The 19,912-nt window shown below is 31.5% G+C and carries 15 protein-coding genes; 6 read left to right on the forward strand and 9 right to left on the reverse strand.

Going from position 1 to position 19,912, the window contains the following annotated elements:
- Positions 1–9: 9 nt before the first annotated feature.
- The 5 genes from groL to ACOSP6_RS16525 all read left to right on the forward strand — a co-directional run bounded on the left by groL (position 10) and on the right by ACOSP6_RS16525 (position 9,563).
- On the forward strand, positions 10–1,644 hold the full coding sequence (gene groL, locus ACOSP6_RS16505; RefSeq protein WP_422095366.1) for a chaperonin GroEL: 1,635 nt from the start codon (positions 10–12) through the stop codon (positions 1,642–1,644).
- A gap of 123 nt (positions 1,645–1,767) precedes the next feature.
- Positions 1,768–2,223, forward strand: coding sequence for a hypothetical protein (locus tag ACOSP6_RS16510; RefSeq protein ID WP_422095365.1), 456 nt, complete (start codon positions 1,768–1,770; stop codon positions 2,221–2,223).
- Positions 2,224–2,375: 152 nt separating this feature from the next.
- Positions 2,376–4,772, forward strand: coding sequence for a hypothetical protein (locus ACOSP6_RS16515; RefSeq protein WP_422095364.1), 2,397 nt, complete (start codon positions 2,376–2,378; stop codon positions 4,770–4,772).
- A 23-nt stretch (positions 4,773–4,795) separates the two neighbouring features.
- Entirely contained in the window at positions 4,796–7,168 is a 2,373-nt protein-coding gene (locus ACOSP6_RS16520; RefSeq protein ID WP_422095363.1) for a hypothetical protein, read from the forward strand.
- 61 nt (positions 7,169–7,229) lie between these two features.
- Positions 7,230–9,563, forward strand: a complete 2,334-nt coding sequence (locus ACOSP6_RS16525; protein WP_422095362.1) for a hypothetical protein — start codon at positions 7,230–7,232, stop codon at positions 9,561–9,563.
- Between the two features lie 59 nt (positions 9,564–9,622).
- On the opposite strand, the gene ACOSP6_RS16530 is transcribed toward ACOSP6_RS16525, so the two are convergent.
- The 8 genes from ACOSP6_RS16530 to rlmN form a co-directional block, all read right to left on the reverse strand.
- Entirely contained in the window at positions 9,623–10,750 is a 1,128-nt protein-coding gene (locus ACOSP6_RS16530; RefSeq protein WP_422095361.1) for a DUF3179 domain-containing protein, read from the reverse strand.
- A 10-nt stretch (positions 10,751–10,760) separates the two neighbouring features.
- Positions 10,761–11,726: a hypothetical protein gene (locus ACOSP6_RS16535; RefSeq protein ID WP_422095360.1), complete on the reverse strand. Its 966-nt coding sequence runs from the start codon at positions 11,724–11,726 to the stop codon at positions 10,761–10,763.
- A gap of 37 nt (positions 11,727–11,763) precedes the next feature.
- Positions 11,764–12,135 carry a heavy-metal-associated domain-containing protein gene (locus tag ACOSP6_RS16540; protein WP_422095359.1) on the reverse strand — a complete coding sequence of 124 codons (372 nt, stop codon included), beginning with the start codon at positions 12,133–12,135 and terminating at the stop codon, positions 11,764–11,766.
- A 10-nt stretch (positions 12,136–12,145) separates the two neighbouring features.
- On the reverse strand, positions 12,146–14,389 hold the full coding sequence (locus tag ACOSP6_RS16545) for a TonB-dependent receptor (RefSeq protein ID WP_422095358.1): 2,244 nt from the start codon (positions 14,387–14,389) through the stop codon (positions 12,146–12,148).
- Positions 14,390–14,453: 64 nt separating this feature from the next.
- On the reverse strand, positions 14,454–14,870 hold the full coding sequence (locus tag ACOSP6_RS16550; protein ID WP_422095357.1) for an HYC_CC_PP family protein: 417 nt from the start codon (positions 14,868–14,870) through the stop codon (positions 14,454–14,456).
- Positions 14,871–14,982: 112 nt separating this feature from the next.
- Complete coding sequence (locus ACOSP6_RS16555; protein WP_422095356.1) at positions 14,983–15,960, reverse strand: polyprenyl synthetase family protein; 978 nt, start codon at positions 15,958–15,960, stop codon at positions 14,983–14,985.
- A 109-nt stretch (positions 15,961–16,069) separates the two neighbouring features.
- Positions 16,070–17,284 (reverse strand): NAD(P)/FAD-dependent oxidoreductase, encoded by a 1,215-nt coding sequence (locus ACOSP6_RS16560; RefSeq protein WP_422095355.1) that lies wholly within the window; start codon positions 17,282–17,284, stop codon positions 16,070–16,072.
- Positions 17,285–18,325, reverse strand: coding sequence for a 23S rRNA (adenine(2503)-C(2))-methyltransferase RlmN (gene rlmN, locus ACOSP6_RS16565; protein ID WP_422095354.1), 1,041 nt, complete (start codon positions 18,323–18,325; stop codon positions 17,285–17,287).
- 250 nt (positions 18,326–18,575) lie between these two features.
- Here rlmN and ACOSP6_RS16570 point away from each other — a divergent pair, with 250 nt between their 5' ends.
- On the forward strand, positions 18,576–18,779 hold the full coding sequence (locus ACOSP6_RS16570; RefSeq protein ID WP_422095353.1) for a hypothetical protein: 204 nt from the start codon (positions 18,576–18,578) through the stop codon (positions 18,777–18,779).
- Between the two features lie 78 nt (positions 18,780–18,857).
- Here ACOSP6_RS16570 and queA read toward each other — a convergent pair whose 3' ends face one another.
- Entirely contained in the window at positions 18,858–19,907 is a 1,050-nt protein-coding gene (gene queA, locus ACOSP6_RS16575) for a tRNA preQ1(34) S-adenosylmethionine ribosyltransferase-isomerase QueA (protein ID WP_422095352.1), read from the reverse strand.
- Between the last annotated feature and the right edge of the window lie 5 nt (positions 19,908–19,912).

Below are 19,912 nucleotides of genomic sequence, written 5' to 3' on the forward strand. Positions count from 1 at the left end.
AGAATCATAATGGCAAAAGATATTAAATTCGATATTGATGCACGCGACGGATTAAAACGTGGTGTTGACGCATTAGCAAACGCAGTAAAAGTAACATTAGGTCCAAAAGGACGTAACGTAATTATTTCTAAATCATTCGGAGCTCCTCACGTAACAAAAGATGGAGTTTCTGTTGCAAAAGAAGTAGAATTAGAAGATGCTCTAGAAAATATGGGAGCACAAATGGTTAAAGAAGTTGCTTCAAAAACAAATGATTTAGCGGGAGACGGAACAACAACTGCAACTGTTTTAGCACAAGCAATCGTAAAAGAAGGATTAAAAAATGTTGCAGCTGGAGCAAATCCAATGGATTTAAAAAGAGGAATTGATAAGGCGGTAATAGCTTTAACTGAAGATTTAGCAAAGCAATCTAAAGAAGTTGGAGATTCTTCTGAGAAAATTCAACAAGTTGCATCTATTTCTGCTAATAACGATTCTGTTATTGGTGATTTAATTGCAACTGCTTTTGGTAAAGTTGGCAAAGAAGGAGTTATCACTGTAGAAGAAGCTAAAGGAACAGATACGTATGTTGATGTTGTAGAAGGAATGCAATTTGACAGAGGATATTTATCTCCTTACTTCGTAACTAATGCTGATAAAATGATCGCTGAGTTAGAAAATCCTTACATCTTATTATTCGATAAGAAGATTTCTAACTTACAAGAGATTTTACCAATCCTAGAGCCAGTAGCACAATCAGGTCGTCCTTTATTAATTATTGCTGAAGATGTTGATGGACAAGCATTAGCTACTTTAGTAGTAAACAAGTTAAGAGGTGGATTAAAAATTGCAGCTGTGAAAGCTCCAGGATTTGGAGATAGAAGAAAAGCAATGTTAGAGGACATCGCAATCTTAACAGGAGGAACTGTAATTTCAGAAGAAAGAGGATTCTCTTTAGAAAATGCTACTTTAGATTTATTAGGAACTGCTGAAACAGTAACTATTGACAAAGATAACACTACAGTAGTAAACGGAGCTGGAGATGAAACTCAAATCAAAGCTCGTGTAAACCAAATTAAAGCTCAAATCGAAACTACAACTTCTGACTACGATCGTGAGAAATTACAAGAGCGTTTGGCTAAATTAGCTGGAGGAGTTGCTGTATTATACGTTGGAGCCGCTTCTGAGGTTGAAATGAAAGAAAAGAAAGATCGTGTTGATGATGCTTTACATGCTACTCGTGCTGCGGTGGAAGAAGGAATTGTTGCTGGTGGTGGAGTTGCTTTAGTTAGAGCTAAAAAAGTATTAGAAACATTAACCACTGAAAACTTAGATGAAACTACTGGAATTCAAATTGTAAATCGTGCAATTGAAGCTCCTTTACGTACAATCGTAGAAAATGCCGGTGGTGAAGGTTCTGTAGTAATCAATAAAGTATTAGAAGGTGAAAGCAACTTCGGATATGATGCTAAGACCGAAGAGTATGTTGATATGCTTGAGGCTGGGATTATCGATCCTAAAAAAGTAACTCGTGTTGCATTAGAAAATGCAGCTTCTGTTGCTGGAATGATTCTTACTACTGAATGTGCTTTAGTTGATATTAAAGAAGATAATCCAGGTGGTGGAATGCCTCCTATGGGTGGTGGAATGCCAGGAATGATGTAATCTCTGTAGATTACATTTAAGAGTTAAATATATTAAATAAGCTTTGGTCCTTTTCCAAAGCTTATTTTTTTGGTCTGATTCTTGATGATATTCAGTCATTACTAACTATTAAATTTAAACGCTATGAACACAAAAAAACTTTCATTCAAGTCATTCGTTATTGCTTTCTTTATTTTAACTGGTCTTACAGCACAACAAGTCGCTGAAAATATTTCAAAAGAAAAAGACTTTATCAGTTTTAAAGCATATGATATTGACGAATCCTTTAACTTAAATCAATTTGTATTCACATTTTTGAGAAAAGAAGGTGGCTTTAGTATGTCTGAACTAAAAAAACTAACCGAACAATCTACAGCTTTCAATACGATTGAAGACGGCAGTAAGATGTATCGTGAAAAAAGCTTCGGGAGTGTTAGTAGAGGAGTAACTTCTATTTACCTAGACAATACACAAATACTCGGAATGGGTATAAACAGACTTTATCTTTTAGATAATAGAAGATTAAAAGAGTTTAGCAAAATTTATGTTTCAAATCCGAGTTACGATAGAGAAATATATTTGTTTACAAAGTCCAAATAATCTTTCTTATAACTTATTGAAGCAATCCCTTTCGGGGTTGCTTTTTTTTTTGCGAAATCATGTTCACTCATTGAAACGTATCGTTCACTCATTCATCTTGCTATCAAACTAATTATTTAATATCTTTAAGAGAAACATTTCAAAAATTCAATATGAAAAAAAATTACATACTAACATTCTGCATATTATTTGTTTTGAGTTCTTTTGCTCAGAAAAAAGCTACAGATGAGAAATATCAAGAATATTTTGAAAATACACGAGAAATTCCATTTTTACATTTAAACAAAACGAGTTTTTTGCAAGGAGAAGAAATTTGGTTTAAAGCATATGTACAAGAACAAAATTCTCAAAAACTACATCCTACTACCACCAATCTTTATGTTTCTGTTTTTAATGAGAATGCCTCTTTGATTAAACAAAAACTAATTCATATTACTAATGGTGTTGGACGTGGGAGTTTTCTTCTTGACTCAACCTATACTGATAAAGAATATTATTTAAAAGCATCTACAAAATGGATGAAAAATTTCAAAGAGGATAACGCTTATTATCAAAAAATAAAACTTATTAGACAAGTTGAAGACCAGGAAAAAGTAACGGCTACTAAACAAGACTTCTATGAGTTTAAATTATTTCCTGAAGGTGGTCATTATGTTGCAAATACTTTAAATAACATCGGAGTATTAATTAAAGACTATGAAAACCAAGGAGTAAAAATCCAAAAAGGTATAATTAAAGACCAAAATGGAAATACTATTCGTCATTTCAACACGAATTCTCTCGGTATGAATAGCATACGATTATTTCTCAGAGAAAACGATGTTTATACTTTCTATGCTATTTTAGATAATGGATCAGAAATAGAAGCAGTTCTTCCGAAACCAGAACCAAAAGGATTCTCATTAATTGTAAATAATAAAAACCCTAAAAGCATAAGTTTAAATATAATTACGAATCAAGAAACCTTGAAGGATTTTTCGGGGAAGCAATATCGAGTTTTAGTTCATAACACTCGTAGTTACCGAAACTTTCTTTTTACGCTAGATGCAAATCAAATCAATTATGGATTAATTTTAAAAGAACAAGAAGTAAATCCAGGTATTAATATTATTACTGTTTTTAATGATCAAAATCAACCTATTTTGGAGCGCATTATATTCGTGAAATCAGATGATTTGTTTCAAAATATTAAAATTAGCAACACAAAAAAAATACGTAATGATTCAATTACTGTAAAGTTTACGAACCCTTCAAAAGAAGAAGTGCACTTAAGTGCTTCTTTTTTACCCGAAAACACACAAGCTTATAATCCTAACAATAATATTATATCGTCTTTTTTACTTAAGCCATATGTAAAGGGAGATATCCAAAACGCTATGCAACTTTTAGGAAAACCTTACAAAGGACAAGAACGAGACTTGGATCTTCTTTTACTTACTCAAGGATGGAGTAAATATAACTGGAATTCCATTTTCACAACTCCCCCAGCAACAAACTATACTTTTGAAAACGGAATAGATCTAACATTGAGACTAAATAAATGTTTAACCTCAAAACAATCTATTGTTTTAACATCAAAGGAAAATAATCTTATTCGAATAATTAATCCTACTGAAAATCCTTGGATTCTTAAAAACTCTTTCATTAAGAAAAACTCTACTCTTAAACTTGGATTAAGTAGTAACGGCAACTATTTCAAAGTTTTTCCTGCAATTTCCTACTCTAACAATTCTTTATTGGAAAACATTGATATTTCTCAATTTCCAACTTTTAGAAATTTAGAACTCGAAGTAAGTAATTTTAAATCATTAAAAAGTGAATTCGAAGATTTAAACGAAGTAGAAGTTACAGCTATAAGAAACAGAAGAAAAACCAAAAACCAAGATAATATTTATGGTGGAGTAACGATGCTAACGAGTGCAAAAATGGATAATATAATTATTGCCTCAGGTGAGACAGTAGTAGACTTTATTCGATCTAAAAATTATTCTGTACTTCGAAATGAAATTGGAGACTTAACTATAACTCGAAGAGGTATTAATTCTCTGTCAGGATCAAATAACTCTGGATTAAATTCCGCACCAGAAGGAGGAGATGAGTTTAACGAAAGATTTGGAAGGCCTGCTGTTAGAGTATTTTTGGACGGCGAAGAAATATCACAATCTTTATGGATGTTAGAAATGATATATTTAAATACTGTGAAAGAAATTTTTTACGGTCGAGATCCTTCAAGATTTGGTGAACAGATTCACATCTACAGATTAAATCCTACCGAGTATATTGATAAAAGAGCAAATTTCTCAAACATTCAAATACCTGTTGGATTTGCTACTGAAAAAGAATATTACAATCCTGTTTACCCTTCTTTCACCAACGAAACGTATAAAAAATATGGTAGTGTTTTTTGGGAACCAATAATTGACATTGAAGCGAATTCAACTAAAGAGGTAAAAGTTCCTTTGAATGCACAAAAGAAAATAAAAATTCACTTAGAGGGAATTACAAAATCAGGAAAATTAATCTCACAAGAAGTCATTTTATCCAAATAAAATTAACCTATTAACATCTCAAAATGCTTAGAAAAAAAAATATATTTATCCTCCTAATCGGAACATTAGTATTTCAATACTCAATTTTTGCTCAACAGGAAATTGATAGTAGTTACGTCAAGTATTTCCAAAACACTAGAGAAGTCCCTTATTTACATCTTAATAAAACAAGCTATTTACAAGGAGAGGAGATTTGGTTTAAAGCTTATATACAAGAACAAAATTCTCAAAAATTACACACTACCACTACCAATCTTTATGTTTCCATATTTAATGAAAATACCAGTTTTAAAGATCAGCAATTAATTCATATCATAAATGGTGTAGGTTATGGAAGCATTCTTTTAGACTCCACTTACAATGGTAAAAATTATTACATAAAAGCTTCTACAAAATGGATGAAAAACTTTAATGAGGATAACGCCTTTTATCAAAAAATTAGCATTGTATCCTCTAATGAAGAAGAAAAAAAAATTACTGTATCCGAAAAAGATTTTTTTGAGTTTAAATTATTTCCCGAAGGAGGTCATTTTGTAGCAAACACTTTAAACAATATAGGAGTTCTTATCAAGGACTATCAAAATAGAGGTGTAAAAATTCAGAAAGGAGTTATCAAAGATCAGAACAACAATATCATTAGAAAGTTCAACACTAATGAGTTCGGAATGAACAATATTCGATTATTTATAAAAGAAAACACAAGTTATACCTTTCATGCAACGCTCTCAAACGGCTCTAAAATTAAAGCTTCAACTCCATTACCAGAGTCAAAAGGAATTTCTTTGATAGTTAACAGTAAAGATAAAAATCAAGTAACTGTTAATGTTATTACGAACAAAGAAACACTCAAAGAAATTGCAGGAAAACAATATCGCATATTGGTTCATAATACCCGTAATTATAGAAACTTTCCATTTACTTTTAAAGAAAACAACTACAACCATGCTTTACTTTTAAAACCAGAAGAATTGAGTCCTGGAATAAACATAATTACAGTGTTTAATAATGAAAACAAACCTATTTCTGAGCGATTGATTTATATAAAATCTGATGATTTATTCCAAAACATTCGAGTTAGTAACACTAAAAGAATGCGCAATGATTCGGTTGCTGTAAAATTCACAAATCCTACCAAAGAAAAAGTGTACTTAAGTGCCTCTTTCTTGCCTGGAAACACCCAAGCTTATCGACCTAAAAATAATATTATTTCAACTTATTTATTAAGACCTTATATAAAAGGTTCCATACAAAACCCAACTAAACTTTTAGGAGAAACCTACAAAGGTCAGCAAAGAGATTTAGATTTGTTATTACTAATTCAAGGATGGAGTAAATACAATTGGAATAACATTTTTTACAATCCACCTAAAACCAATTTTGAATTTGAAAACGGGATTGATCTAACGGCCAGATTGAATAAAACGTTATCCTCGAAACAATCAATTGTTTTATCATCAAATAAAAACAAGTTAATCAGAATAATTACTCACAAAGAGAATCCTTGGGTTTTAAAGAATTCTTTTCTAAAGAAAAACTCAATATTAAATTTTGGATTAAGTAGTAATGATAATTACTTTAAAATAGCTCCAGCACTATCCTACTCTGGAGGTATATTACGAGAGAAGATTACTAACTCTCAAATGGAATTATCCAAAAGACTAGAACTTGAAGTAAGTAATTTTAAACCGCTTAAAAATGAATATGAAAATTTAAATGAAGTAGAAGTTGACGCTAATAAAAAAAGAAGAAAAACTGAAAATCATGACAAAGTTTACGGAGGGATAACCATGCTCACTAGTGCAAGGTTAGAAAATAAAATGATTGCCTCAGGTGAGACGCTTCTTGATTTTTTCAAAGAAAAAGGATATTACGATTATGCTCAGGAAAAAGTTGTCCCTAGAGGATTAGGGCCTAAAGCCTCATTAATTACAGATAGTGTTGAAGAGTCCGATAGATTTGGAAGACCTCTTCTACGAATTTTTCTTGATGGGTATGATATATCACAGGAACATTGGGTTTTGGAACAAGTTTATCTAAATACAATCAAGGAAATTTTTTACGGCAGAAATCCTGGAAAACTTGGTGAAGAAATACATATTTTCAGGTTAAATCCTGCTGAATATATCGATAAAAGAGCTGAGTTTTCACATATAAAAATCCCGATAGGTTTTGCAACTGAAAAAGAATATTACAACCCTATTTATCCCTCCTTTACAAATGAGACATATCAAAAGTATGGATGTATGTTTTGGGAACCAAATATAAAACTCCAAGGATACTTAAATGAAACCATTCAAATACCCGCTAATCTTCAGGAAAAAGTGCAGGTTTATATTGAAGGAATTACTGAATCTGGAAAATTAATTTCAAAAAAAGTGGAACTTATAATTAAATAGTAAAAAAAGGGTTTCGGCATCATTCTTGATATTTTTCGACCTTTAATCAACCTATTTTACTATGAAAAAAACACTATTACTTTTTTTACTGGTTATCCAGTACTACAATGTTTTCGCGCAAAAAACAATTGACTCTAGCTATGTCAATTACTTTGAAAACACTAGGGAAATTCCTTTCTTACATTTAAACAAAACTAGTTTTTTAAGAGGAGAAGAAATTTGGTACAAAGCTTATGTTCAAGAGCAAAACACGCAAAAACTTCATCCAACTACCACAAATCTTTATGTATCAATATTCAATAAAAATGGTGCCTTAAAAGATCAACAACTTGTTCATATTACAGATGGAACAGGTCGAGGAAATATTCTTGTAGATTCTACTTTTACTGGTGATTCCTATTATTTGAAAGCTTCGACAAAGTGGATGAAAAATTTTGAAGACGATAATGCTTTCTATCAAAAAATAAAGATTGTTAGTTCAGACAAGAACAATAAACGAACTATACTTAGAGAAACAGACTTTTACGAATTTAAATTGTTTCCAGAAGGAGGTCATTTAGTATCTAATACATTAAATAACATAGGTATACTTGTTAAAAACGACAAAAACCAAGGTGTTAAAATAGCTAAAGGTATTATCAAGGACCAAAACGATAATACGGTTCGTCATTTTTCTACTAACTTATTTGGAATGAATAGTGTTAAACTTTTCTTGAAAGAAAACGAGTCTTATTCATTTCATGTAATTCTAGAAAACGGAACTGAATTAAAAGCAAATCTACCAAAACCTGAATCTAGAGGTATCTCTTTAATTGTTAATAGTAAAGATTCGAAAAAAGTAAGTATTAATGTTATTACTAACAATGAAACTTTAAAAACAATAGCCGGTAAACAATATAGAGTGATGATTCATAATACTAGGAGTTTTAAGAACTATCCTTTTAAATTACATGAAAACCACTTAAATCATGCTTTACTTTTAAATAAAGACAATTTTCAACCTGGAATAAATATCGTAACGGTTTTTAATGAAGAAGACAAACCTATTTCAGAAAGATTATTTTTCGTTAAGTCTGAGGAATTATTTCAAGAAGTTAACATTAGTGATACTAGAAATAGAACAAAGGACTCGCTTGATGTAAAACTTAAAAATTTTGCAAACGAAGCTGCGCGCGTCAGTGCTTCTTTCCTTCCAGAAAATAGCAAAGCTTATAAGCCAAAAAATAATATCATTTCTTCCTTTCTATTAAAACCTTATATTAAAGGTGATATCCAGAGTCCATCAAAACTACTAGGAAAAAGCTATAAAGGTCAACAAAGAGATTTAGATTTATTACTACTTATTCAAGGATGGAGTAAATACAATTGGAACTTGATTTTTAACTCTCCTCCTAAAACACTTTTTGATTTTGAAAACGGAATTGATATAACTGCAAGAATTAATAAAAGCTTGTCGTCAAAGCAATCTATTTTGCTTTCGTCAAAAGCTAATAACTTAGTTAGAGTTATCGCTCATAATGAAACTCCATACAAGCTAGAAAATTCTTTTGTTAAAAAGAATTCAACCTTAAATTTTGGTTTAAATAGCAGAGATAATTACTACAAAATTTCACCAGCACTATCCTTCACTGGTGGTAAATTATATGAAGATATTGACGATTCAGAAATAGAATCAGAGCGAAGAACTGAGCTAGAAGTAAGTAATTTTAAACAACTTAAAAGTGAATTTGAAGATTTAGACGAAGTAGAAGTTAAAGCAAAGAAAAAAAAGAAAGAAGATTACAAGTTTTATGGACGAGCTACCATGTTTAGAAGAGGAAATCTTGACAAAAGAATTATAGCTTCTGGTGAAACGGTGATAGACTTTTTACGCTCTAAAAATTATGGTATTGGATATAATGCAATTGGAGCTCCTGTAATTATACCAAGAGGCTTTGGCAAGATAGGTTCGAATAGAGGTAGATCAGCAGTAAGAATGTTTCTTGACAACGATGAGATTACTTTTAGTACCTGGATAGCAGAAATGACCTATTTGGATACTGTTAAGGAGATTTTTTATGGAAGACACCCTGGTGGGTTTGGTGAAGAAATTCATATTTTTAGTCTTTCTCCTCTTGAATATATAAATAAAACATCTCGTTTTGCTCATGTAAAAGCTCCCATAGGTTTTGTAGCTGAAAAGGAATATTATAATCCATTATACCCATCTTTTACAGATGATACTTATCAAAAATTTGGTAGTGTTTTTTGGGAACCAAATATTCATTTAGAAGGAAAAGAAAGTGAAACAATTACAATACCAACCAATGCACAAAAAGCAATGCAAGTTTATATTGAAGGAATCACTGAATCTGGTAAACTAATTTCGAAAAAAATTACATTAGATATAAAATAACAACAGAAAGAACTCCCAATTAAGTTGGGAGTTTTTTATTATATCTATTACTTCGTGCTTTAATAAATCGCAGGATTTGGATAAAAAGATGCTAATGAAAACCAAAATCCGGTAACAGAAGTAGCATCTTGCAACTTTCTACCTATCATTGGCCCTTCAATTGCTTCTCCTATTATAGACCACTTATTACCTAAACTATCTTGGAAAAACTCAGTGTTATCAGCATATGAATAGGTAAATTCTACATCTTTCAAATCGGGAGAAAGTATAAAACTCTTAATCACGTTTTCATTTCCGACGAGCAAGAAATCCTTTGCCTGATATTTGTCTTTAATAGTATTACCATCTACGAATTCCTGAAACCTAAACGCTTTTACATTACCTCCCTCTATTAAGCCATGAACTCTCTCTTTTAACAACAATCGATTATCTAGTGGTGTCACTGGAAAAATCAAAAAATCATCAGTATCTAAATAACCAACATAGGGATAAATTTGATAATTTCGATCAAAGCCTTGTTGATTCAACATTATCTCTGTTTCTGGATAACTATTCTTCCATGTTTTCCAGTTTGTTTCTACTAATTGAATTAAGCTAGGTAATTTTCCTCTTTCAGCACCATTTACGCAAGCTAACTCCATTTGAGACCAATTACTATCAGTTTCTCTATCATAAAGAATTAAGTTTGATTTATATAATAACCCAGAAACTCCGAAAGTATAAGGGGTATTATCTTTTTTAAATTCCCATGCAAATGCTGTTCCTGTTAGCGGACAGTAATTGATGGTAATTTTTCTTCCCGAAAACTCATCATTTACCACTTCATGCCAATCCAGAATTTTATGCGGATAAGCTTTAATTACATTCCCAAGTTTAACTCCGACAACCAAATCATTATCATCCATATATGTACTTACTCGACTATCATCAGCAGAAATAAAAACAGGATTATCAATTGATGGTATTCCATCTTTTCCAGATACATCTACAATTTGATCTTTAGGAATTGACCAAGTGCTTGAAGAAGGGTTTCCCCCTCCATTATTAGGATCTGAACCACTTCCTCCGTTTCCTCCTGAAACAGGATTGTTTCCATCATCAGAAACAACATCATTTTCAGGACTTGAAGAACAAGCTACTATAATAACTAGTGAAAATAGTAGATACAAATACTTTTTATAATTCATAATGCATCATTTAGTTTATTAGTGAATTGTCTATTTTATTATTACCAAATTGAATCGAAATTCCAGTATTAATTCTATACGTTGGCGTTAATTGAACTCCTGTTACATTACTGTATATAGGTAATTCAAAACGTATTGAAAAGATTATTTTAGGAGAGATAGCAATACTAATTGATGGATTCAAAAAAATCCACTCTCCTCCTGTATTTGCAACATCATTGGTATTTAACTCATCCATTTGAGCATTTCTGTATTTAAACTCTAGACTTGGATTTACAATTTGCCTCCAAATAATAAATGAATCAGTCGCTCCAAAAAATAGTTGAAACTCATTACCAAATTTATAATCGCTAGCACCTAAATAAGAATTATTTACACCAGTATTTCTATAAGTAGCTCGAGAGTAAAACTGTAATGATTTTCTAAAATCAAAAATCTTGGAGTATGTAGAAGTGAAAACATAATCGAAGGCATTACTTCCAGGCTGTAAATCGGCATTTAATAGAATTCCTAAGCTATTTACCTCTTCAGTAGAACCTAATGGGATTTTACCACCAACTCCTACTATCAAACTCGAGTATTCTTTTTTAACAAGCATATAGCGCAGCAACAAAATAGCGTCACCAATTCCAAAAGTCTCATCAAAATTCACATTATTACCAAGTGTAATTTCTCGTTGTTGATTTACCCAAGTAAACAAACTTTCTACCAACAGTCGCTCTGAAAAATTATAGCTAAAGTTGAACAATATCGAATTTGTAATTCTTCGCCGAGAATCATCATTCAAGACCTTTGACCCTTCATTTAATGTATTTAAATTATTGTAGTCGTAAAACAACCCGAACTGATAAGCACCCTTATCCAAAAAAGGTAATCCAATATTATTAGACAAAGGAACTCCTCCTGAACAACAAGTTTGAGCATTAGTTGGTAACACTAAAAGAAGTAGTGAAAAAATAAAAAAAAACGACCTCATAAGAAATAAGGTCGTAAGAATATTGTAAGCATTACATTTATTGTTGTTTTTCTTGATGTTGCTCTTTTATTTCTTCATCTCTATATTTACAACATGCATGTAATTTATCGTATGCCTCGTCTGTAGCTTTTATTTCTTTTGTATCGTGTCCAGCTTTCGCCATACTTTCACATACTTTTTTCTTGTCTGTTTTGCGTTCATCAATAATCACCATTAACTGATGATTATTTACATCCCAATTTGCAAATTTTACACCTTTTGTATTAAGTGCAGCTTTTTCTATCCTTTTTTTACACATCATACAAACACCATCTACTTCGAAGGTTAATTTTGCATTTTTCCTCTTTTTTTGAGCTTGCCCGGTAAATCCTATAAGTACTAGACAAATAATTGTTATAATTTTTTTCATGTCTTAATTTTTAATTGATTTTAAATCTAAACCCTGCGTAGTATGCACTTCCAAAAATTGGAGCATACACTATTGTACTATCAAAATTAGCCCCAAATGGATCTTCACTTCCTAAAATTGGGTTTTGTTGTTTAACATTTGTAATATTTTCACCTCCAATATACACTTCGAACTTCTTAGAAAAAACCTTAGTGATTTGAGTATTTAATAAACTAAATCCTTTTGAGTATTCCGGCAATTGAAAGTTTAGAGGATTTGATGCAGTATTTGGTAAACGCTGTTTACCTATAAAATTATAAGTTACATCAAATTTCCAAGAACTCAATTTGTCTGTTTTACAAGTCTCGTAAGAAAGATTTGTAAAAAAACGATTTTGTGGTTGAATTGGTTTCGTCAAATTTCCTGAATTATAATCTGTGGATACATCAAAAAATTTATATGCTGCTCTAACATTAAAATGTTTAAAAGGCGTATAATTTGTTTCTACTTGAAAACTATTTGCAACACTGTTTCCATTTAAATTATAGAACGATATTTCTTGAGGATTTTCCCAATCTACAACGATCTGATTTTCAAAATTCGTTTGATAAAAATCGAAAGTTATATCTCCTTTTTTATTGAACAATCTAAATCCTTGTAAAAAAGAAACTCCATAATTCCAGGCTTTCTCAGGATTTAAACCATAAATATTGCCTCCTCCGTTTATTATATTAATTTGACGTGAGGACGCAAACAACTGTTGATTTTCCGCAAAAATATTAGCACTTCTAACACCTCTTCCAACTGAAGCTCTGAACACGCCTTTTTCCCAAGGAACGTATCTTAAATGCAATCTAGGAGTTACAAATGTTCCGATTAAATTATGTTTATCCAATCTAAGACCAGCAGTTAAACTGAAATCATCGCTATTGTCATATGCGTACTCAAAGAAGACTCCGATAGAGTTTTCGTCTCTAGAAAAATCAGCAGTTTCTACCAATTCTTCATAATCATCGTAGGTAAAGCTAATTCCGGTTTTAAATTTGTTTCGAGTATCTCCTATAATTGAGTTAAAAATATAGTTTGCGTAAATACTTTGCTGTTTAATATTGTAATCTCTCAATCCGAAATAAGACTCCTGGTCGTGATTACTATAAGATAATTGAAACCCCATACTTTGAAATGGTAACTCAGGAAAGACATATCCCACTTTTCCAGAAAAGTCTAAACGCTTGGTTTTAATTTCACTTCCCCAGATTGTATTAGAACCTTTATTTGTTTCTGGATTAAACCCTAATTCTCCCGTCTGTTTACGGTCATTTAAAAAGCGTAAGTTAAAGAAGCTCACCCAACCAGATTCGTTATTTATATATTGCCAACGATTCATTACATTAATTTGTTCTGCTAATGGTGCATCAAGAAAATTATCGTTGTTATTATCAAATTTCTGACTTCGTAAATTACCATGCAGATACAAACCTGTATACCACTTTTCACTTACTTTCTGATTAAAATGAGTATTCAACTCTAATCGACCATTTAAGTTTCCGTAACCATTAACAAAAAACTTTTTATCTGTAAGAGGTTTTACCAATTCTGCATTAATTTGTCCTGAAATACTTTCATACCCGTTTACAACACTTCCAGCTCCTTTTCCAATTTGAATACTTTCAACCCAAGTTCCTGGTGTAAAAGTAAGTCCGTACACCTGTGAAGCTCCGCGGACCATTGGAATATTCTCTTGCGCGATAAGTAAATAAGGACTATTTAGTCCTAACATTTGTATTTGACGAGTTCCAGTTAAGGCATCAGAAAAGTTTACATCGATAGATGGATTCGTTTCGAAACTCTCAGCCAAATTACAACAAGCAGCTTTTAAAAGCTCATCACTATTGACTGTAAACACATTTTGAGTTTGTAAAAATGATCTTGACGTAGCCTGCTTTTGCGTTTCTATTGAAATTTCTTGAAGTGTATTTTCTTCCGAAATAAAGTGATGCAAAGGCTTTAAACTATTTACTTCGACAGTATCCGTTTTATACCCAACAAAACTAATTACTAATTTTTTATATTCTTTTCTATAAGGGATTTCGAACCAACCATTTTCATTTGTTGTGGTTCCGACTGTGGTATTTAACCAGTATATGTTAGCTCCAAAAACACCTAGATTTTCTTTTGGATTCGTTTTATCCATAATCCTTCCTTTGAATGAGTTTTGAGCTATCAATTGAGCATACAGCATTAGCAATGCACAAAAGATAATTTTAAATTTCATGAATTTAATATGATTTATATTTTACATTTTTTGTTTGCTTTTTAGCTTGAAAAAATGTTCTAAATCATATGATGTAAACTTCGTGAAGTACTTGTAGGTCTTGAATAAGTTTGGGAGGAAGATGATGTATATTCTCCTTCTTTTCTTGTTTTTCTGGAAGAAATAAATCGTTGAATGAAGTGACAAATGCAACTAAAAATTGCTGCTTATCAAGATCAAATTTCTCTAGAGAGTTTCTTAAATCGTCCTGCCCTTCAATGTTTTGAATTTCATTTTTACAACAGTTCTTTTCTTGTAACACTTCTGGACTGTCGCAATCATCTTCTTCTAATTCATCTGCGCAATTATTAGCTTCTCCAAAAAACGAAATTGCAACTAAAAAATCACCGCAATAATGCTTTTCTATCGTAAAAGAAAAGGTAGAAAAAAGCACTAAAAGTGCCATTAATACTGATGATATTTTAGAAATAACAGATTTCATATATACAAAGATAAAAAAGCTCATGAAAAAGCCTTTACTTTTTAACTTTTCGGTAATAATATTTGGTTGATTGGTAAAATTTAATCGATGATTTGCTATTCGTGTGTTTTCGCTATATTTTTCGATTTACAACATAATCGATCATTTGAAGTAGTGATTTTTTGTATTCAGAATCAGGATAATTATCTAAAATAGCTAATGCCCTATTCTTATACTTGTGCATTTTTTCAACTGTATAATCGATACCTCCACTCTCTTTAACAAATGAAATAACTTCTTTTACTCTTTTCTTGTTCTTATTATGTTTCTTTACCGAATTAATTAGCCACTTTTTCTTTTCTGAAGAACAATTATTAAGCGTATAAATTAATGGTAGGGTCATCTTTTGTTCTTTGATATCGATTCCTGTAGGTTTCCCTATTTTATCATCTGTGTAATCAAACAAGTCATCTTTAATCTGAAAGGCTATTCCTATATACTCTCCAAACTTCCTCATTTTTTGAACAGTATCGTTACTTGCCCCTACTGAGGCTGCTCCAATACCACAACATGCCGCTATTAGAGTTGCTGTTTTTTGTCGGATGATTTCGAAGTACACATCTTCTGTAATATCTAATTTTCGAGCTTTTTCAATTTGAAGAAGTTCCCCTTCACTCATTTCTCTAACTGCAATAGAAATCAGTTTCAATAAATCAAAATCTTCATTATCTATTGAAAGTAATAATCCTTTCGATAATAAAAAATCTCCTACTAAAACGGCAATTTTGTTTTTCCAAAGCGCATTTATCGAGAAAAAACCTCTTCGTCTATTACTATCATCTACTACATCATCGTGCACTAAGGTAGCTGTATGAATCAATTCCACTACAGAAGCTCCTCTATAGGTCCTTTCATCGAAACCTCCATTTGAAACCATTTTCGCAACCAAAAACACAAACATTGGTCGCATCTGCTTTCCTTTTCTTCTAACGATATAATAAGTAATTCTGTTTAATAAAGGGACCTTAGAAAGCATTGAGTCTTTAAATTTAGACTCAAAAAGTTCCATTTCTTTAGCTATAGGAAGTTTTATTTCTTCAACAGGTTTCATTAGAGTTCTCCTTTCTCTGTGAATGATCAAAAGTACTGAAATAAATTAAACTAGATACATTAGTTTATAATCTTTACAGCACATTAAATGAAGTTTTTAAACAAAAAAATCATTTAAAAACTCCAGTCACTTTTGATTTTAAATCGAGAAAATATAATGCTAGAATTTTATAGAATATTTTATGTGGTTTAAACTCGAATAATGAATCAACCAAAACCTGCATATTTGAAGTTTTGTTATAAGTACTCATACGGTACTCAATTTTTTCATCAGAATATTTATAATAAATTTTTCTTGCTGCTATTTCACTTAATTTCCAAGAAAACCAATACTTCATACGCCAAATTCTCCTGTAATTGTTGAAGCTTTCTTTTCCTGTTTTTAAATATGAATCTATATATTTTGAGGCAGTATCAGCGCTTCGCATTGCATACTTTATTCCTTCTCCACCTTTAGGATTAATAGCAGAAATAGCATCTCCAATGGCTACAACTCTATTTTTGTAAAAGGTATCATGTATTCCAGCACTATACCTTACTACTCCGCCATGAATATCCAAAAGTTCATAGTTTTTCAACCCTAAAAAATCTTCTAAAACTTTCAGCGTATACTTTTTTACACTGTCATTAGCCTCATTTTCGTCTTCTACAAAAACTTTTCCTGCTCCTACTTTAAGAATGTTATCTCCCATTGGAAAAATCCAAGAATATCCATATTTTGCCCACTTATGACCTAAGAAAAAAGTAAGTTTATTATCGCAATTCTTATAAACATCATCTTCCACTTTAATAAGATATTCTATACCTGTGCCAATAAAAAATTCAGGTTCTTCAGATTTTTTATCGTAGATAACCTTTCTATTTGCTCCGGTAGCATCTACTAATAACTTAGACTCTAGAGTTAAGATCTCTTTTGTTTTTGTATTTTTAAAATGAGCGATAATTTTATCCTCTTGATGCTCCTTTTTGAAGTATTTGTATCCTAACAAAACATCGCCTCCATTTGATAAAGTTTCATCTGCAAGAAACTGTTTTAAACTACCAAAATCAAGAACAGCGCCTTGCATGTTTTTGCTTTCCCAGGCGTATTTATTCTTTGTACACTGTATATCGATTTTATTCCAAAAAGATCCGACTACTGATTCTGGAATACCAAACTCTTTCAATGGGCTTAAAGACATACCCGCGCTTGAATAGTTGTTCTCTCTAAAACTTGCGAATTTTTCTACTAATAAGACCTTATATCCTTTTTTTGATAACACTCTCGCGCATTGCCCTCCTCCCGGACCAGCTCCAATTATAATAACATCGTACACCTGTTTCATTTAAGATTTATTTGCAAGTTGGCCGCAAGCAGCATCAATATCTTTTCCTCTAGAACGACGAACATTCACAACGATATCATTCATTTCTAAATTAGAAATATAATTATTCAAAGCACGTTCTGAGGCTTGTTGAAACTCTCCATCATCAATTGGATTATATTCAATTAAATTAACTTTTGAAGGCACATATTTACAGAATTTAACCAATGCATCAATATCTTCTTTGCGGTCATTAATTCCCTGCCATACAACGTATTCATAAGTGATTTTTCGCTTCGTCTTTTCAAACCAATACTCTAACGCTTCTTTTAAATCTGTCAGCGGAAAAGTTTTATTGAATGGCATTATAGAGGTTCTTACATCATCTATGGCTGAATGTAAAGAAACAGCAAGATTAAACTTCACTTCATCATCTGCCATTTTTTTGATCATTTTAGGAACTCCAGAAGTAGAGAGTGTAATTCTCTTTGCAGACATCCCTAAACCTTCAGGAGAAGTAATTTTATCGATTGCTTTGATAACATTATTATAATTCATCAAGGGCTCTCCCATTCCCATAAAAACGATATTCGTTAATTTATGATTATGATATAATCTACTTTGTTTATCAATTGCTACAACTTGATCATAAATTTCGTCTGCGTTTAAATTTCTCATTCGCTTTAATCGCGCTGTCGCACAAAATTTACAATCCAAACTACAACCTACTTGACTTGAAACGCAAGCCGTGGTTCTTTTATCTGTTGGAATTAAAACCGATTCTACAATTAAACCATCATGTAATTTAATGGCATTTTTAATAGTTCCATCATTACTACGCTGCATTGCATCAACCTCGATATGATTAATTACAAAGTTAGCGTCTAACATTTCTCTAGTTTCCTTAGAAATGTTAGTCATATCATCAAAAGAATGTGCTGCTTTATTCCACAACCATTCATAAACTTGATTTCCACGAAATGCTTTATCACCATTTTCAACAAAAAAATCTCTAAGCTGATCTTTCGTTAGTGCACGTATATCTTTCTTCTGCGGTTTCATTGGTGCAAAAGTACACTATTGTATTAAGAGTTAATAATAAAATTATGTCTTTTGATTTTTCTACTTTTTCTTAAAAGTTAATAATATTCTTGCCATAGCAAATTTTCATCTTACAAAATTAAATCGCTATCTTTAAGAAGCTGAAAGGACTTAGAAAAGAATTTTAAACCCTGTTTTCGATATTTTTTAGATTTTCTAAAATTGAAATAGGTTGCTCTCCTATATTAAAATAAATTTAAAACCAAAAAAAATGAAAAAATCAATTTTTAACTTAGGAAAAAAGCTCACTAAAAAAGAACAAACAACAATTAACGGAGGAACCGATCCTTGGTGTGAAGGAGTTTCTACTGGCAGTTGGTGTTATGATAAAAATGGGCTTTTAGGGACTTGTAATAGTCAGGGAAAGTGTAAAGTTTTCCCACCTGATAATGGAACTCCCGTAATTAATCCTTAAAGGAAATTCAAAATATAAAAAAAGCCTCATAGTTTCATCTATGAGGCTTTTTTTATGTTATAATCTTTTATTATTTCTTTAGATGATTAACATTGCGTCACCGTAAGAGTAAAATTTGTACTTCTCTTTTACAGCTTCCTCATATGCTTCCATTACGAAGTCATATCCAGCAAAAGCAGCAATCATCATTAATAAAGTCGATTTTGGTGTATGGAAATTTGTTACCATACAGTTAGCAATACTAAAATCATATGGAGGGAAAATAAATTTATTTGTCCAGCCATTATATGCATTTAATCTGTGGTTAGCAGAAACCGATGACTCTACTGTTCTCATAACCGTTGTACCAACCGCACAAACTCTTCTTTTTTTATCTAAAGCATTATTTACAATATTACATGCTTCTTCTGGGATAATGATTTGCTCAGAATCCATTTTATGCTTCGATAAATCCTCAACCTCTACAGGATTAAAAGTGCCTAAACCAACGTGTAAAGTCATTTCAGCAAAATCAACACCTTTGATTTCTAAACGCTTCATTAAGTGTTTTGAGAAATGTAATCCAGCAGTTGGAGCAGCTACAGCACCTTCATGCTTCGCATAAATAGTTTGGTAACGTTCTTCGTCTTCTGGTTCAACCTCTCTTTTGATATATTTTGGTAAAGGAGTTTCTCCTAATTCAATTAACTTTTTACGAAACTCTTCGTAAGAACCATCAAATAAGAAACGTAAAGTTCTTCCTCTTGAAGTTGTGTTATCAATAACTTCCGCTACTAAACTTTCATCTTCTCCAAAAAACAATTTGTTTCCAATACGAATTTTACGAGCAGGATCTACTAATACATCCCATAATCTATGCTCAGCATTTAATTCTCTTAATAAGAATACTTCAATTCTCGCTCCTGTTTTCTCTTTATTTCCGAACATTCTAGCAGGGAATACCTTAGTGTTATTCAACATCATAACATCTCCCTCATCAAAATAATTGATTAAATCTTTGAACAACTTATGCTCGATAGTTTGTTCTTTTCGATTTAATACCATTAAACGAGCCTCATCTCTGTGCTCAGATGGGTATTCGGCTAATAACTCTTTAGGTAATTCGAAGTTAAATTGAGATAATTTCATTATAG

This window comes from Tenacibaculum sp. MEBiC06402, from assembly GCF_049239625.1.
Classification (GTDB): domain Bacteria; phylum Bacteroidota; class Bacteroidia; order Flavobacteriales; family Flavobacteriaceae; genus Polaribacter.